Annotated in this window: 7 protein-coding genes; all 7 read left to right on the top strand. The window is 74.1% G+C overall.

The window, feature by feature from the left end:
• Position 1: 1 nt before the first annotated feature.
• The 7 genes from DV20_RS11100 to DV20_RS11130 all read left to right on the top strand — a co-directional run bounded on the left by DV20_RS11100 (position 2) and on the right by DV20_RS11130 (position 16,618).
• A complete protein-coding gene (locus DV20_RS11100; protein ID WP_043779119.1) occupies positions 2 to 361 on the top strand; it encodes a DUF742 domain-containing protein in 360 nt (119 codons plus the stop codon).
• Positions 362 to 413: 52 nt separating this feature from the next.
• Positions 414 to 947 carry a GTP-binding protein gene (locus DV20_RS11105; RefSeq protein WP_084093418.1) on the top strand — a complete coding sequence of 178 codons (534 nt, stop codon included), beginning with the start codon at positions 414 to 416 and terminating at the stop codon, positions 945 to 947.
• Positions 944 to 2,152: a cytochrome P450 gene (locus tag DV20_RS11110; RefSeq protein WP_043779123.1), complete on the top strand. Its 1,209-nt coding sequence runs from the start codon at positions 944 to 946 to the stop codon at positions 2,150 to 2,152. Before DV20_RS11105 ends, DV20_RS11110 begins: the two co-directional genes overlap by 4 nt.
• Before the next feature lie 75 nt (positions 2,153 to 2,227).
• Entirely contained in the window at positions 2,228 to 3,118 is an 891-nt protein-coding gene (locus tag DV20_RS11115; RefSeq protein WP_043779125.1) for a sulfotransferase domain-containing protein, read from the top strand.
• 164 nt (positions 3,119 to 3,282) lie between these two features.
• On the top strand, positions 3,283 to 7,110 hold the full coding sequence (locus DV20_RS11120; protein ID WP_235190785.1) for a non-ribosomal peptide synthetase: 3,828 nt from the start codon (positions 3,283 to 3,285) through the stop codon (positions 7,108 to 7,110).
• Positions 7,107 to 15,722, top strand: a complete 8,616-nt coding sequence (locus DV20_RS11125; protein ID WP_043779128.1) for an AMP-binding protein — start codon at positions 7,107 to 7,109, stop codon at positions 15,720 to 15,722. The genes DV20_RS11120 and DV20_RS11125 overlap by 4 nt, the downstream gene beginning before the upstream one ends.
• A gap of 23 nt (positions 15,723 to 15,745) precedes the next feature.
• Entirely contained in the window at positions 15,746 to 16,618 is an 873-nt protein-coding gene (locus DV20_RS11130; RefSeq protein ID WP_043779130.1) for a TauD/TfdA dioxygenase family protein, read from the top strand.
• The last annotated feature ends 1 nt before the right edge of the window (position 16,619 follow it).

A 16,619-nucleotide genomic window follows, 5' to 3' on the forward strand; every position in this document is an offset into this window, starting at 1 on the left:
CATGGCCGGGGAAGACCTCCGCCGCGAAGACCCGGACCGGCTGTACACCGTCACCGGTGGGCGCAGCCGCGCGGACGAGAGCGCGCTGGACCTGGTGACGCTGATCGTCAGCGAAAGCGATCCGGTGCCGGGCATGCAGTCCGAGCACGCCAAGATCCTGCGCCTGTGCCGGCACCCGACGGCGATGGTGGAGATCTCCTCGGAGCTGGGCCTCCCGGTGGGCGTCGTGAAGATCCTGCTGTGCGACCTGCTCGACACCGGCCGGATCACCGCCCGCCATCCCTCCTCGGCTCCGGCCGCCGCCGAACTGCCCGATCTCGAAACCCTGAAGCAGGTACTCGTTGGACTGCAGAAGCTCTGACCAGGACGTCCGCACGCCGCTGCCGAGCACCGCCAGGGACGGGCTGAAGATCGTGATCGTCGGCGGGTTCGGGGTGGGCAAGACGACCATGGTCCGTTCGGTCAGCGAAATCCGCCCGCTGAGCACCGAGGAGACCATGACGCAGGCGGGCGTCGGGATCGACGACGGCGCCTCGCCCGGCAAGACCACCACCACGGTCGCGTTCGACTTCGGGCGGATCAGCCTGAACGAGCACATGGTGCTGTACCTGTTCGGCGCACCGGGCCAGGAACGGTTCTGGTTCCTCTGGGACCGGCTGTTCGCCGGCACCCTGGGCGCCGTCGTGCTGGTGGACACCCACCGGCTGGCCGACTCCTGGTACTCCATCGACCGCCTCGAGCACCACGGGACGCCGTTCATCGTCGCCCGCAACAACTTCGGGGAGCCGCAGCACTCCCTGGACCAGGTGCGCCAAGCCCTCGACCTGTCCCCCGGCGTGCCGCTCATCGACTGCGACGCCCGGCGGCGCGACTCCAGCAAGACCGTGCTGCTTTCCCTCGTCCAGCACCTGTTCGCCCTGTCCTCCGCACGGGAGACCACGCCATGAGCACGCCCCCGCCCGCCCTCGCCACGCCGTTGTCCGGGCCGCGGTTCCAGCAGACGTCCGCGGACCTGTACGCCCAGATGCGGCGCACGCACGGGCCGGTGGCCCCGGTCCTGCTCGACGCGGACGTGCCGGCGTGGCTGGTGCTCGGCTACCGCGAAGTGCAGTACGTCGTGAGCAACCCGGAGATCTTCGGGCGCGACTCGCGGCGCTGGAACGCCTGGGACCGCGTCCCGCCCGACTGGCCGCTGCTCCCGCTGCTGGCCTACCAGCCCACGATGATGTTCGCCGAGGGCGCCGAACACCGGCGGCGGGCCGCGGCGCTCGACGAGGCACTCGGCGCCGTCGACCAGTTCGAGCTGGGCGCGCGGGCGCAGCAGGTGGCCGACCGGCTCGTCGACGCCTTCGCCGGGCGCGGCGAGGCCGACCTGATCACCGAGTACGCCGACGGGATACCGCTGCCCGTCGTCGCCCGGATGATCGGCGTGCCGGACGCGGAGACCGCCGACCTGGTCAGCGACGTCTACCGGACGCACGCCGCCGGCGAGGGCGCGAACGAGGCCTACGCGCGCGTCCGGGACAAAGTGCGGCGGATGGTGGAAAGCAAGCGCCGCGCCCCCGGACCGGACGTGACGTCGCGGCTGCTGGCCCACCCGGCCGCGCTCGCCGACGAGGAGATCACCGAGGATCTGCTGCACCTGATGAACGCGGGCCAGCTGCCCACCGCCTACTGGATCGGCAACACCCTGCGGCTGATGCTCACCGACGACCGCTTCGCGATGACGCTGGCCGGCGGCCGCCGGAGCGTCGGCCAGGCCCTGAACGAGGTGCTCTGGGAGGACACGCCGACCCAGAACTTCCCGGGCCGGTTCGCCGTCCACGACCTGCGGCTGGGCGGCAGGCAGATCCGCCAGGGCGACCTGCTCATCCTCGGGCTCGCCGCGGCCAACCAGGACCCGCTCGTCCGGCCGGTCCCCCAGGCCTCGACCGGCAACCAGGCGTACCTGTCCTTCAGCCACGGCGAACACCGCTGCCCGTACGCCGCCCAGGAGATCGCCAAGGTCATCGCCGAGGCGGCGATCGAGGTCCTGCTCGACCGGCTCCCGGACGTCGGGCTCGCGGTGCCGGCCGGCACCCTGGCCTGGCGGCCCTCGCCGTTGTTCCGCGGGCTGGCGGCGCTGCCGGTGCGGTTCACGCCGGCCTGGTGATTCGTCCGGGTCGCGGATAGCCCGTCCACCGGGGACCGTGGGATCCTGGTGGTCCAGCAGCCGGGGGGACCGGAAATGGGCGGATTGCGGCGATATCGCACGGTGGTGTCCGACAGCGCGTTGTGGGCCCGGTTCCGGTTCCGCGCCGGGGACATCGTGATCAGCACGCCGCCGAAGTGCGGGACGACGTGGATGCAGATGCTGTGCGCGTTGCTGGTCTTCGGCACCGCCGAGCTGCCCCGGCCGCTCACCGAGCTCTCGCCGTGGCTGGACGCGACCACGTACGACACCGCGGCGATCCTGGCCGACCTCGAGAGCCGGACGCACCGGCGGTTCGTCAAGACGCACACCCCGCTCGACGGCCTGCCGTTCGAGCCGGGCGTGACGTACGTCTGCGTCGGCCGCGACCCCCGGGACGCGATGCTGTCGTTCGACCACGCCGTGGCCAACATCCACCCCGCGGCCATCACCGCGGGCGGGCTCGACCCGCGGGCCGTCGCGCCGCCCCCGGCCGACCCGCTCGAGCGGTTCCGGCTGTGGGCGGACGCGGACCCCGCGCCCGAGTCGGACACGTTCGGCGTGAGCCTGGCCAACCTGGTCCACCACGTGCGGACGTTCTGGGAACACCGCGAGTCACCCCAGGTGGCGCTGTTCCACTACGCCGACCTGAAAGCCGATCTACCCGGCCAGCTGCGGAGCCTGGCCACCGCGCTGGCGATCGACACCACCGGCAGGCGGCTCGAAGACCTCGCCACCGCGGCGACGTTCGGCCGCATGCGCGACCGGGCCGACGACTTGGCCCCCGGCGTCGACGCGAAGCTGTGGCGCAGCAACACGGCCTTCTTCCGCTCCGGCACCAGCGGCCAGTGGCGCGACCTGCTCGACCCGGCCACCATCGAGGGCTACCACCGGCGCGTGGCCGAGCTGGCGCCGCCCGAGCTGGCCGAGTGGCTCCACCAGGGCTGACGCGCCGCTTTACCCCCTCCCGAAGGAACTTCCGGGCAGACTTTTGTCATCGTCCGATGGTGTGGTGTTAACTGGCGCGACAGACAGGAAGCGTTTCCCCCACTCGGCCGCGACGGCACAAAGCAGTACCGGTTCGCCCGCCCCGCCTGGAAAGGCCGTCCTCGATGCGAGTGTCCGCCCCGCTGTCGTCCGGTCAGCAGCGCCTTTGGACCGTTTCCCAGCTGGACGGCGCGGGACCGGCCTACAACGAGACGATGGCTTTCTCGCTGAGCGGGCCGCTGGACGTGCAGGCGCTGCAGCGGGCTTTCGATGCCCTGGCCGATCGGCATGAGGCGCTGCGGACGCGGATCGTGGTCGAGGACGGCCGGCCGGTGCAGGTGGTCGAGGCCGCCGGGCACGGGTTTCCGTGCGTGGTCACCGACGTCGGCGGGCGGCCGGGTGCGGTGGGCGAACTGCGGCGGAGTGAGGCGTTCGCGCCGTTCGATCTGGCGCGGGCGCCGCTGGCTCGGGCGCGGCTGATCGCCGGGGCGCCGCCCCCCGGTCTCCACGCTACCGGCGAGCACCGACAGTTCCCGGCCGACGAGGAACACATCCTCCTGATCACCGTCCACCACGTCGTCTTCGACGGCTGGTCCCGCACCCTCCTGCTGCGCGAACTCGGCCTCCTCTACGCCGCCCGGCTGAGCGGCACCGATCCCGGGCTCCCGCCCGCGCGGCCCTACCGCGACCACTCCCTCGCGCAGCAAGCCTGGCTGGCCGGCGACGGCCCGGCTCCCCACGAGGACTACTGGCGGGACCGGCTCGACGGCGTGCCTCCCGTGCTGGCGCTGCCCGCCGACCGGCCGCGGCCGCCGCGGCAGGACTTCCGCGGGGCGCGGGTGCCCGTCTCGCTGGGGCCCGAACTCACCGCGCGGCTCAAGGCGGTGGCGCGCGAGCACGGTGTCACCCTCTACTCCACCATCCTGACCTGCTGGTACATCCTCCTGTCCCGGCTTTCCGGGCACGTTGACATCGTTGTCGGCGTCCCCACCGCCAACCGCGGCGCCACCGGCGAGTACCCCGGCACGCTCGGGTTCTTCGTCAACACCCTGGCCGTGCGGGCCGACCTCTCCGGTTCCCGGACCGGGGCCGTGCTGCTCAAGGACGTCCGCGCGGCTCTGCGGGGCGCGATCGACCACGCCGAGCTGCCGTTCGAACGGGTCGTCGAGCTGGTGAACCCGCCGCGCAGCCCGGCGCACACCCCGCTGTTCCAGACCATGTTCGCCTGGGTGCCGACCCAGCACGACCTGCTGGAGCTGCCGGGCGTGACCGTCTCGCCCCTCGACGTCGAGCACGCTCCCGCGAAGTTCGACCTCGCGCTCGGCCTCGCCGACGAGGACGGCGGGGTCCGCGGGCACCTCGACTACGCCGTCGCCCTCTTCGACCACACCACCGCCGAGCGGTACGCGCGGTACCTCGTCCGGCTGCTCGGTCAGCTGGCCGAGCGGCCGGACGCCGCCATCGCGGACTACGAACTCCTCGACGAACCCGAACGCCGCGAGATCCTCACCCGCTGGAGCACCGGTCCGCGGCCGCGGCGGCGGACCGGCGGGCTCGTCGAGCGGTTCACCGCCCAGGCCGACGCCACCCCGGACGCGCCCGCGCTCGTCTGCGACGGCCGGACGCGCACCTACGGCGAACTCGACCGCCGCAGCACGAAGCTCGCCAACGCCCTGCGGGCGCGCGGGGCGGGCCGCGGCCGGGTCGTCGGTGTCCTCAGTGGACGGTCGGCGGAGCTCGTCACCGCCGTGCTGGGCGTGCTGAAGACCGGGGCCGCCTACCTCCCGCTCGACCCGGCGCAGCCGGCCGCCCGGCGGGCGGCCATGGTCGGGGACGCCCGCCCGGTGCTGGTCCTCGGGGACGACGTCACCGAACTCGAGGCCGAAGGCGACGAGACGCGGAGGCCGGTGCGGACCGAGCCCGGCGACACCGCCTACGTGATCTACACGTCGGGGTCCACCGGGCGCCCGAAGGGGGTCGCCGTCACCCACCACAGCGTCCTCGCCCTCTTCGACCAGTGGCTCGACCGCTTCGGGGCCACCCCGGGAGAAGCGACGTCGGCCTGGTCGAGCATCGGCTTCGACGCCTCGGTGCACGAACTACTGCTCCCGCTGACCACCGGGGCCGTGCTGCACGTCGTGCCCGAAGACGTCCGGCCCGACCCGGCCGCGCTGATGGCGTGGCTGCGGGACCACCGCGTGGTCCAGGCCTTCCTGCCACCCGCCTACGTCCGGTGGATCGACGAAGATCCGGCGCGCGTCCACGGGCTGGCGCTGCGGCAGCTGCTGACCGGCGTCGAACCGCTGACCGACGCCGCCCTCGCCCGGCTCGCCGCCGCCCTGCCCGGCCTGCGGATCTGCTTCGGCTACGGGCCCACCGAAGCCACGCTCTACGCCACGGCGCACTTCGACCCCCGGCCCGTCGACCGCCCGGCCCCGATCGGGCGGCCGCTGCCCGGCTCGCGGCTGTACCTGCTCGACGAGCGGCTGCGGCCGGTGCCCCCGGGTGTCGTGGGTGAGGTCTTCCTGGCCGGCGACTGCCTGGCCCGCGGCTACCTGCACCGGCCGGGGCTGACCGCCGAGCGGTTCGTGGCCGACCCGTTCGTCCCCGGCGAGCGCATGTACCGCACCGGGGATCTCGCCCGCTGGCTCCCCGGCGGCGAAGCCGAGTACGCCGGGCGCCGCGACGACCAGATCAAGCTGCGCGGCTTCCGCATCGAACCCGGCGAAGTGACGGCCGCGCTGCTGGCCGTGCCCGGTGTCCGGGAGGCCGCCGTGCTGGTCGACCGCGAAGGCGAACCCCGGCTCGTCGCCGGCGTCGCGGGCGGTGGTGGCCGGACCCCGCACGAGTGGCGGGCCGCGCTGGCCGGCCGGCTGCCGGACTACATGATCCCGTCGGTGTTCGCCGAGTTCGACCGGCTGCCCCTGAGCCGCAGCGGCAAGCTCGACCGCGACGCCGTCCTGGCGCACGCCCGCACGAGCGCGTCGCACCACCCGGTCAACACCACCGCCCCGCGCGACCACGTCGAGCTCGCCCTGCTCCGGATCTGGCGCGATTTGCTGCTGCACCCGGCGATCGGCGTCTCGGACGGCTTCTTCGACGTCGGCGGCACCTCGATCTCGGCGATCAAGCTGGCCCACGCCATCGGCGCGGAGTTCGGGCGCGAGCTGCCGATCCGGGACGTCATCCTGCACCCGACCATCGAGGCGCAGGCCGCGCTGCTGCGCACGGACCACCCCCCGGAAACCGGCAGCCTCATCGAATTCCGCCGCGGTGCCGGCGCGACCCGGGTCGTCTGCGTGCACCCGGCGGGTGGCACGGCGTTCTGCTATCTGCCGCTCAGTGCCCTGCTGCCCGCCGACACCGGTGTTCTCGGCATCCAGTCCCCCGGGCTCAACCCCGGCGAAGAACCGCTGCCGAGCGTCGAGGCGATGGCCGAGGAGTACCTGCGGCTCGTCGATCCGCGACCGGACGAGACGCTGGTCCTCTGTGGACTGTCCTACGGCGGCCTGGTCGCCTACGAGATGGGACGGCGGCTCGCGGAACACCACCCGCGTGTCAGCGTCGTCCTGCTCGACACCACCGCCACCGACGACCCGGCCGCGAAGGCGGCCATCGAGCCGGTGCCCGCGGCCGAGTTCCGCGAGAAACTGGTCCGCTTCAACGGGATGTATCCCGGGATCGAGGACGCGCAGATCGAGCGCTACCACCGCACCTACAACCACAACCGGCTGACCGCGCGCGAGCATGACCCCGGCGAGACGACGGCGAGGGTGGTGTTCGTCCAGGCCGTCGGCGAGGACACGATCCCGGGCACGGCCGAGTTCTGGCGCCGCCGCGCCCGCGGCGAGTTCGAAATAGTGCCCGCGGACTGCGGGCACTGGGACATGCTGGAAAGCGACGCCCTGGGGCTGGTCGCCAAGCTCGTCACCGCCGAGCTGACGGCCCGATGACCTCGATCGCCCGCCGCGTCCACGACCGGGCCCTGCGGCACCCGGACGCCCTCGCCGTGTCCGACGGCGCCCGCCGCCTCACCTACGCCGAGCTGAACGCAGGCGCCGCCGCCGTCGCCGAAGCCCTGTCCCGCCGGGGAATCCGCCCGGGCGACGCGGTCGCCGTCGCCTTGGCGCGCTCGGCGGAGCTGGTCCAGGTCATGCTGGGCGTGCTGCGCCTCGGCGGCCAGGTCGTACCGCTGGACCGGCAGAGCCCGCCCGCCCGCCGCGACGGCATCCTCGCCGACGCGGGCGCGGCCGTCGTCGTCCACGACGGACTGCCGGGCCTGCCGCCGCTGTCCCCCGCCGAACTCCTGGCCGAACCCGCCGCGGTGGGCGTGCCCGCCGAACCCGCGCCGGCGTCGTTCCTCTTCTCGACTTCCGGCACCACCGGGCGGCCCAAGGGCGTCGAGGTCCGCGACGCCGGGGTCCTGCGCCTGGCCGAACCCGGCTGGCTCGACATCGGCACGCGGTTCGCCTGCCTGGCCAACCCGGCGTTCGACGCGATCAGCTTCGAGGTGTGGGTGCCCCTGCTGACCGGCGGCACGTGTGTGATCCTCGACGACGACACCGCCGGCGACCCGCGGGCGTTCGCCGACGCCCTCGTCCGCGAGCGCATCGACACGATGTTCGTCACCGCGACGCTGTTCAACGCCGTCGCCGAGACCGTGCCGGGCAGCTTCGCCACCGTCCGCCGGGTCGTCATCGGCGGCGAGCAGCTCAACGCGCCGCTGATCCGCCGCTGGTACCGCGCCAACCCGGACGCGCCGACGCGGCTGCAGAACGGCTACGGCCCGACCGAGACGACGACGTTCGCGCTCAGCTACGCCATCCCGCGCGGCTTCGACGGCGACGTCGTGCCGATCGGCCGCCCGCTGCCGGGCACCGGCGCGGTCGCCGTCGTCAAAACGGATGAGCCGCCGGACGAGCGCGTGGCCCTCGAAGGCGAAGTCGCCGAGCTGTACCTCTCCGGCGCGGGCGTCGCCCTCGGCTACCGCGGCCTGCCCGCGGAGACCGGGCAGCGGTTCGTCCGGCTGCCGTGGTTCGACGAGGGCCGCGCGCGGTTCTACCGCACCGGCGACCTGGTGCGCGTGCTGCCGGGCGGGCGGTACGCCTACGTCGGGCGCACCGACCGGCAGGTCAAGGTCCGCGGGTTCCGGATCGAGCCGGGCGAGCTGGAGCAGCGGCTGCTGGCCCACCCCGGGATCCGGCAGGTCCACGTGGCCGTGCGCCGCGCCGCCACCGCCGAGCTCCTCGCCTTCGTCGTGGCGGACGAGCTGTCCTTCGACAGTTTCGAAGCGCATCTCGCCGGCACCGTGCCGGCCTACATGCGGCCGCACCACGTCTTCCGCGTCGGCGAGCTGCCGCGCAACCCGAACGGGAAGGTCGACGAAACCGCGTTGCTGGCGGGCGGGTTCCCGCCGTGGCGGCCGGACACCGGCGGCGAGGCGACACCGTGGGAGCGCGAAGTCCTGGCCGTGGTCACCCAGACCCTCGGCGTCCCGGATCTCCGCCCGGGCGACACGTGGCTGCGGTCCGGGGGCGACTCGCTGAAGGCCTTGCGGCTGCGGTTCGCGATCCGGGAACGCTGGGGGGCGGATCTGGCGCCGTCGGTCGTGCAACGCGGGACGTTCGCCGAGCTCGCCGCGGCCGTCTCGGCGGCCGAGCGGGCGGCCTACCCGGAACCGGGCCCGCCGACGACCGCGACGACGGCCCCGGCCACCAGCGAACAGCAACGGCTTTGGCTGCTGCAGCAACGCAATCCGGCGTCCACGGCGTACCACGTGCCGCTCGCGTTCCGGGTCACCGGTTCCCCCGACGTCGAGGCACTGCGCCGGGACGTCCGCGGCCTGGTCGAGCGGCACCCGGCGCTGCGCACGGCGTTCGAGGCCACCCCCGACGGTCTGCGGCAGGTGGCGAAGGCGCCGTACGACCCGTGGACCGAGCCCGGTGACGACTTCTTCACGGCGCCGTTCGACCTGGCCTCGGGCCGGCTGCTGCGCGCGGCCTGGCGTCCCGACGGCACGTTCTGGCTGTGCCTGCACCACATCGCGGTCGACGGCTGGTCGCTCAACATCCTGTTCCGGGAACTGTCCGGCGCGAAGCCGCGGCCGGACGCGCACACGCCGTTCGACTTCGCCGCGTGGCAGGCCCGCTGGTTCACCTCCCCCGGCTACCGCGCCCAGCTCACCGAGCGATCCGACGACGCCGAACCGCTCGGCGAAGCGGCACTGACCGGGCGGCTGCACACCACCCGCATCAGCCGCGAGCGCGTCGACGAGTGGGCCGCCGAACTGGGCCTGACCCGCTTCCAGCTGCTGTTCGGCGTGTTCGCCTGGAGCCTGTACGCGGTGACCGGGCGGACCCGGCCCCGGATCGCCGCCCCGGTGGCGAACCGGCCGGTGCGGGCGTTCGAGGACGGCGTCGGGATGTTCGCCAACACCGTCCGGCTGCCGCTGACCGTGGCCCCGGACGAAGACCTGGACCGCCAGCTGCGGCGGCTCGGCGAGGCGGCGGGGGCGGCGCTGGACCACCAGGACGTCGCGTTCGCCGACCTCGACCCCGGCTATGCGGCCTTCGACTACCTGTTCGTCCTGGAGAACACCGACTTCGCGGCGCTGCGGCGGCCCGGCTGCTCGATCAGTCCACAGTGGATCGAGGCGGCCGAGGCGAAGTGCGCGCTCACGCTGTCGGTGGTGGAAGGGCCGGACGGCTTCGACTGCCTGTGGGAGTACGGGGAAGGCCACTTCACCGAGGCCGAGGCGACGACCCTCGGCGAAGTCTTCGACCGCGCCCTGCACGGCGACGCCCGGACTCCGGACCACCGTGACCACGGCCGGGGCGCCGACGCGGAACTGACGTGGGAAACCGTGGCGGACGGCTTCGCCCGGCAGGTCGCGCGCACCCCCGACGCCCCGGCGCTGACCGGCGACACGACGCTGACCTACGCCGAGCTGGACGCGCACGCGGCCCGGCTCGCGGCCACCCTGCCCGCGGACGCCACCGACATCGCCCTGTACTTCCGGCCGTCGGCCGAGCACGTCGTCGCGCTGCTCGCGCTCGCGCGGCTGAACATCACCGCCGTGCCGCTGGATCCGGCGTACCCGCCGGAGCTGCTGCGGGCCATGCTCGACCGCGTCCGGCCGCGCTGCGTCCTGCTCGCGCCGGGCGAAACCTTCGACACCGACGTCGAGCGGCGGTTCGTCACCCTCACCGGCGGCCCGGTGCCGGACGTGCCGGCCCGGCACGCCGGACGGCCGCTCTACACGCTGTTCACCTCGGGCTCGACCGGGGTGCCGAAGGGCGTGCGCGTGCCGGACCGCACGCTGGCCAACCTGCTGCAGTGGCAGGCCGCGCCGCCCGCGGCGACACAGCAGTTCTCGATGCTGTCGTTCGACGTGTCGTTCCAGGAGATCTTCACGACCCTGTGCGGCGGCGGCCGGCTGCACCTGATCCGCCCGGAATGGCGCCACGACGTCCCCGCGCTGCTGGCGCAGCTGGACACCGCCGGCATCGAACGGATCTTCCTGCCCTACGTCGCCCTGCAGCTGCTCGCCGAACACGGCGTCCGGCTCGGCCGGTACCCGGCGCGGCTGCGGGACGTGATCACCGCCGGCGAGCAGCTGGTGTGCACGCCGGCCATCCGCCGGTGGTTCGCCGGGCTGCCCGGCGCGCGGCTGCACAACCACTACGGGCCGACCGAGACCCACGTCGTCAGCGCGCTGACCCTCGACGGCGATCCCGCGGACTGGCCCGACCGGCCCGCCATCGGCACTCCGGTGGCGAACGCGGTCCTGCGGGTCGCCGACGCCACGGGCGCGCCGCTGCCGCCGGGGCAGGTCGGTGAGCTGCTCATCGGCGGTCTCGCGGCGAACCGGTGCTACCTCGGCGAAGCGGCGCCGGAGAAGTTCGCCGAACTGCCGGAGCTGTACTACCGCAGCGGCGACCTCGCCCACTTCGACCGCGCCGGGCTGCTGCACTTCGACGGCCGCGCCGACCGCCAGGTCAAGCTCAGCGGCCACCGCCTCGAGCTCGGCCAGGTCGAGGCCGCGCTGCTGCGGCACGCGGACGTCGTCAACGCCGTCGTCGCGGTCGAGGACGGCAGGCTGACCGCGGTGCTGGAGTGCCGCCGGACGCCGTCCGCCGCGGAACTGGCGGACTTCCTGCGGCCGCTGCTGCCACCGCACGCGCGGGTGGACCGCTTCCGCGTCGTCGGCGCGCTACCGCGCACGCCGAGCGGGAAGCTCGACCGGGACGCCGCCGCGCGCGTGCCGGGGACGGATCTGCACCGGACGGCGGCCCGGCCGTCGAGCGAGCTGGCGGCGCTGTTCGAAGAGGTCACCGGCACGCCGATCGGTCCCGACGAGACGTTCTTCGCGGCCGGTGCCGGCTCGCTCGCGCTGATGCGGTTCCACCTGCGCTGCGCCGAAGCCGGGTACCGGTTCACCGTGGCGGATCTCTTCGAGCACGTCACCCTGCGGGACCTGACGCGGCACCTCGAGCACGGCCCGGCCGCGGCCGGCTCGTCGCCGCGGCTCGCCGCCGACGAGCCGGTCGCCGTCGTCGGCATGGCGGTGCGGCTGCCCGGCGCGCGGGACCTGGCCGCGTTCTGGGACCTGGTCGTCTCGGGCCGGAGGGGGATCGAGGAGTTCCCGGCAGCGGACGGCCTGGTCGGCGCGCGCAGCCTGCTGGCCGATCCGCTGGCGTTCGACCCGGAGCACTTCGGGATCAGCCACCGCGACGCGGCGCTGATGGACCCGCAGCAGCGTCAGCTGCTGATGGCGTGCGTGGAGGCGCTGGCGCACGCCGGCGTCACTTCGGGTGCCGGTGTCGGGCTGATCGCCGGCTGCGGCGAGAACACCTACCTGCGGCAGATGCTGCGCGAAGCCGACCCGGCGGCGCTGCCGGACGACTTCCAGCTGGCCCTGCACCACGAGAAGGACTTCCTGGCCACGAAGGTGGCCTACCACCTCGACCTGACCGGTCCCGCGCTGACGACCCAGACGGCGTGCTCGAGTTCGCTGGTCGCGGTCCACCAGGCGGCGGCGATGCTGCGCGGCGGCGAGGCGGAGACGATGCTGGCGGGCGGCGTGCTCGTCGACGTCACCCTGGCCGGGGGCTACCGCTACCGGCCGCAGCACATCTTCTCGCCGGACGGGCACTGCCGCCCGTTCAGCGACGACGCCGACGGCACGGTGGGCGGCAGCGGCGTCGGCGTGGTGGTGCTGAAGCCGCTCTCGGCGGCTCGCCGCGACGGCGACACGGTGTATGCGGTGATCACGGGCTCGGCCCTGACGAACGACGGCGCGGTGAAGCAGGGCTACAGCGCGCCGTCCCCGGCGGGGCAGCGCGCGGCCGTCCGGGCCGCGCTGCGGCGGGCCGGGCGCTCGGGCGCCGACGTCGGGTACGTGGAGACGCACGGAACCGGCACCCGCCTCGGCGACCCGATCGAGGTGGCGGCCCTGCGCGAGGCGATGCCCGACGCGACGGACTGCGCGTTGTCGTCGGTGAAGAGCCAGCTGGGCCACCTGGGCGCGGCGGCCGGGGTGGTGGGGCTGATCCGCGCGGCACTGGCGGTGCACCACGGGGTGCTGCCGCCGACGGTGGATTTCCGGGCGCCCAACCCGGCGCTGGACCTGGGCCCGTTCCGGGTGCCGTCGGCCGCCGAACCGTGGCCCGCGGGCCCCCGGGTGGCGGGGGTGAGCAGCTTCGGCATCGGCGGCACGAACGCCCACGTGGTGCTGGAGTCGGTCCGGCCGGTGCGGCCTTCGCGCCCGGAGCCGGCGCGCTGCCTGGTGTTGTCCGCCCGGAGCGCTCCGGCCCTGCGGCTGGAAGCGGCTCGCGTCGCGGACTACCTGACGGCGCACCCGGAGTCCTATGTGGACGTGCTCCGCCACCTCCAGTCGGGCCGGCCGGCGGGCCCGTGGCGCCTGGCGGCCCCCGGCGAAGACGCGGCCGCGGCGGTCGCCTGTCTCCGCACAGCCGAACCCCACCACGCGACCACCACCCCCACCCCGCCACTTTCACGTGAAAGTGCCGCCCCCAGCCCGCCACTTTCACGTGAAAGTCCCGCCCCCCACCACGCGACCACCACCCCCAGCTCGTCACTTTCACGGGAAAGTGACGCCTCCGACCGGGCGCTTTCACGTGAAAGTGACGCCTCCGACCGGGCGCTTTCACGGGAAAGTGCCGCCTCCGACCTGGCCGGTGCGTGGGTGGCGGGTGACGTTGTCGAGTGGGGGCCGTTCTCCGCCCCGGCGCCGTGGGACTTCCCGCCGCCCGCCTTCGCCGCGCGGGACTTCGACTTCCCGCGGAAGGCCGCCGCGCGGCTGCCCGAAGCGCAGTGGCTGCACCAGCCCACCTGGGTCCGGCTCCGGCGGGCGGGAGACGCCGTTTCCAGCGGCCGCACCCTCGTCCTCTCCGGCGAGGGTCCGCTCACCGCCCCCGCCCTGGACGCCGCCTACGCCCGTGTCGTGCGGGTGCACGCCTCCGATCACTTCGCCCGCCGGGACACCGACACCTTCGAAGCCGATCCCGCCGATACCGCGCACCTGCGTCGGGTCCTGGACGCCCTGCCGGACACCGGGATCGACTGGCTGCACACCCTTCCCCTCGGCATCACCGGTCCCCTGGGCGAAGCGTCCTTGCGGCAGGCGCAGTGGGCCTGCCTCGACACCCCGGCCGCCCTCCTGCGCGCCGCCCACGACCGTCCACTGCGGACGTGGTGGGTCTCCGCCGGTGCCGCGCCCGCGAACACCCCCGTCACGCGGCCGGAAGCCGGGCTGCTCGCCGGGATCACCGCCGTCGGCCCGCAGGAAAGCGGGATCCCCGGGCACTGGGTCGACCTCCCCACCCCCGGCCTGGACGGGCTCGCCGACCTCCTGACCGGGCCGACCCCGCCGGAGCGCGTCGCCCTGCGGGCCGGGTTCTGGTGGACGCAAGAAAGCGCGCCCGTCACCGCCGCCGAACCCTCCACGATGGACGGCACCGTCCTGGTCCTCGGCGGCACCGGCGGCATCGGCACGGCGGTCGCCGAAGAGCTGCTGACCCGCACGACCAGCCGCGTCATCCTGCTCGCGCGCGACCCCCGCCTGCCCGAACCGCTCGAGCCGTGGGCGGACCGCGTCGACCTGCTCGCCGCCGACCTCACGAAGACGACCGCCGACGAGATTCCCGGTCCCCTCACCGGGATCGTCCACGCGGCCGGGTCCCCCGGCGGCGGCCTCATCGCCACCCGCGGCGAAGGCACCCAAGACGTCAAACTCGCCGGCGCGCTGCTCACCGAAGAGCTCATCGAACGCGACCGGCCGGCCTTCGCCGTCTACTGCTCGTCGCTGTCCGCGCAGTTCGGCGGCACCGGCCAGCTCGACTACGCCGCCGCCAACGGGTTCCTCGACGCCCTCGCCCACCGCGAAGGCGCCACCGCCCTCCTGTCGATCGCCTGGGACGTCTGGCGCGACAGCGGCATGGCCGTCACGGCACTGGAGACCGACGCCCGGCACCAGGCCCACCTCGCCGTCGGCCTGAGCGACGACGAGGGCCGGCGCACGTTCGCCCGCGCGCTGGGGACCGGGCTCCCCCAGCTCCTGGTGGCCACGACCGGCCTCGACACCGCCCGCACCTTCCACGAACGCGAGACCACGCCCACCGCGAAACCGGCCGAAGCGGACCTGACCGAGGAGGTCCGCGCCCTCCTGGGGGTGGCCGAACTCGACCCGGACGTCCCGCTCTACGACCTCGGCGCCGACTCCCTGACCCTGCTCGACGTCGTCGACTCGGTGAAACGCCTCTACGGCGTCGACCTCGACCTCGCGTGGCTCGGCCCGGAGGTGACGATGGCGGCGTTGCTGGCGAAGCTCGACGCCGCCGCCGGCACCGGCGAAGTCGCCGTCCAGGTCTGGCGCGAAGGGACGACCCGGGAGGCCGTCTGCCTCGTGCACCCGGTCGGCGGAGACGTCCACGCCTACCGCCCCCTCGTCGAGGCCCTCCCGCCCGAACTCGGCGTCTGCGTCATCGCGGATCCGGCGCTGAACCGGCCGGAACCACCCGGGTGGTCGCTCGAAGACCGGGCCCGCCGCTACGCCACGGCGTTGCGCACGCAGGTCCCCGGCCGCACCTGGCGGCTGGCCGGGTGGTCGTTCGGCGCCTGGGTCGCGGCCGGCATGGCCGCCGAAGCGGAACGGGCCGGGCAGCCGGTGCGGGCGCTGCACCTGATCGACCCGCCGCCGCCCGGCGCGAGCGCCGAGGACTACAGCGACGCCCAGCTGGAGACGGTGTTCGAGCGCGAGCTCGGCGCCTCCGCCGGCACCGCGGGCGAACACGCCCGGCGGCTCGCCCGCGCGTGCCGGGCCAACCTGCGCAGCATGGCCGGGCACGCACTGCCCCGCCTGGCCGTGACGCCCGGCCACGTCTGGCTCGCCACCGAACCCGAGCCCGGCCTGCCCACCGCCGGCCGCGACGGCTGGCGCGAACTGCTGGCCGGGCCGAGCCACTGGCACGCACTGCCGACCACCCACTACGGCATCGTGCGCGCCCCGCACGTCACCGCCGTGGCGACCGCCATCGGCCGGTGAGACCCGCAGGAGGAAAGGAAACCATGGAGCAGTACGAACTCGACGCCGTCAAGCGGATCACGACGCGGCCGGCGCGCGGCTACCGGACGCTGCGGGTGCGGGGCCTCACCCCGGTGATCGGCGCCGAGGTCACCGGCCTCGACCTGACGCGGGAACTCACCGAGGAGCAGCTCACCGAGCTGAAGACGGCCTTCCTGGACCACCACGTGCTGGTGTTCCGCGACCAGGACATCACCGTGGAGGACCACAAGCGCCTCGCCGCGGCCTTCGGCGAGCTGCGCCCGGTGAACCCGCCGCCCGAGCACGGCGACCCGTACATCCTCGAGGTCGCGACCGCGCCGGAGTCGGCCACCGTGTTCGGCAACGGCTGGCACGCCGACGGCACCGCCGACACCGAGCCGTCGCTGGGCTCGATGCTGCACATCACGCGGGTGCCCGAGCCGGGCAGCGGCGGCGACACGCTCTTCGCGAACATGCACCTCGCCTACGACATGCTGTCGCCGAAGCTGAAGGAGCTGCTGGCCGGGCTGACCGCGATCCACGACGGCGCGCACGCCTTCCGCGGCCACAAGATCCCCGCGGGCTACGAGCCGCCGGTCAGCGAGCACCCGGTCGTCGTGCGGCACCCGGAAACCGACCGGCCGCTGCTGTACGTCAACCCGGCCTACACCTCGCGCATCCCGCAGCTGTCGGCCGACGAGAGCCAGGCGGTGCTCGACCTGCTGTTCTCGGTCGTGCCGAACCGGCCGATGCTCGCCTGCCGGGTGCGGTGGGAGCCGGACACGCTGGTGTTCTGGGACAACCGCTGCGTCCAGCACCACGCGACCTACGACTACTACCCGCACACCCGCTTCGGTCACCGCGTCGCGATCAACGGCGGCCCGCTCAAAGGCTGAC

It is taken from the genome of Amycolatopsis rifamycinica (assembly GCF_000695625.1).
GTDB classification, from domain to species: Bacteria; Actinomycetota; Actinomycetes; order Mycobacteriales; family Pseudonocardiaceae; genus Amycolatopsis; species Amycolatopsis rifamycinica.

Bases quoted from the DNA above. Each gene is read 5' to 3' on its own strand.
- DV20_RS11100 (WP_043779119.1), top strand. From the start codon at position 2: ATGGCCGGGGAAGACCTCCGCCGCGAAGACCCGGACCGGCTGTACACC.
- DV20_RS11110 (WP_043779123.1), top strand. From the start codon at position 944: ATGAGCACGCCCCCGCCCGCCCTCGCCACGCCGTTGTCCGGGCCGCGG.
- DV20_RS11130 (WP_043779130.1), top strand. From the start codon at position 15,746: ATGGAGCAGTACGAACTCGACGCCGTCAAGCGGATCACGACGCGGCCG.
- DV20_RS11125 (WP_043779128.1), top strand. From the start codon at position 7,107: ATGACCTCGATCGCCCGCCGCGTCCACGACCGGGCCCTGCGGCACCCG.
- DV20_RS11120 (WP_235190785.1), top strand. From the start codon at position 3,283: ATGCGAGTGTCCGCCCCGCTGTCGTCCGGTCAGCAGCGCCTTTGGACC.
- DV20_RS11115 (WP_043779125.1), top strand. From the start codon at position 2,228: ATGGGCGGATTGCGGCGATATCGCACGGTGGTGTCCGACAGCGCGTTG.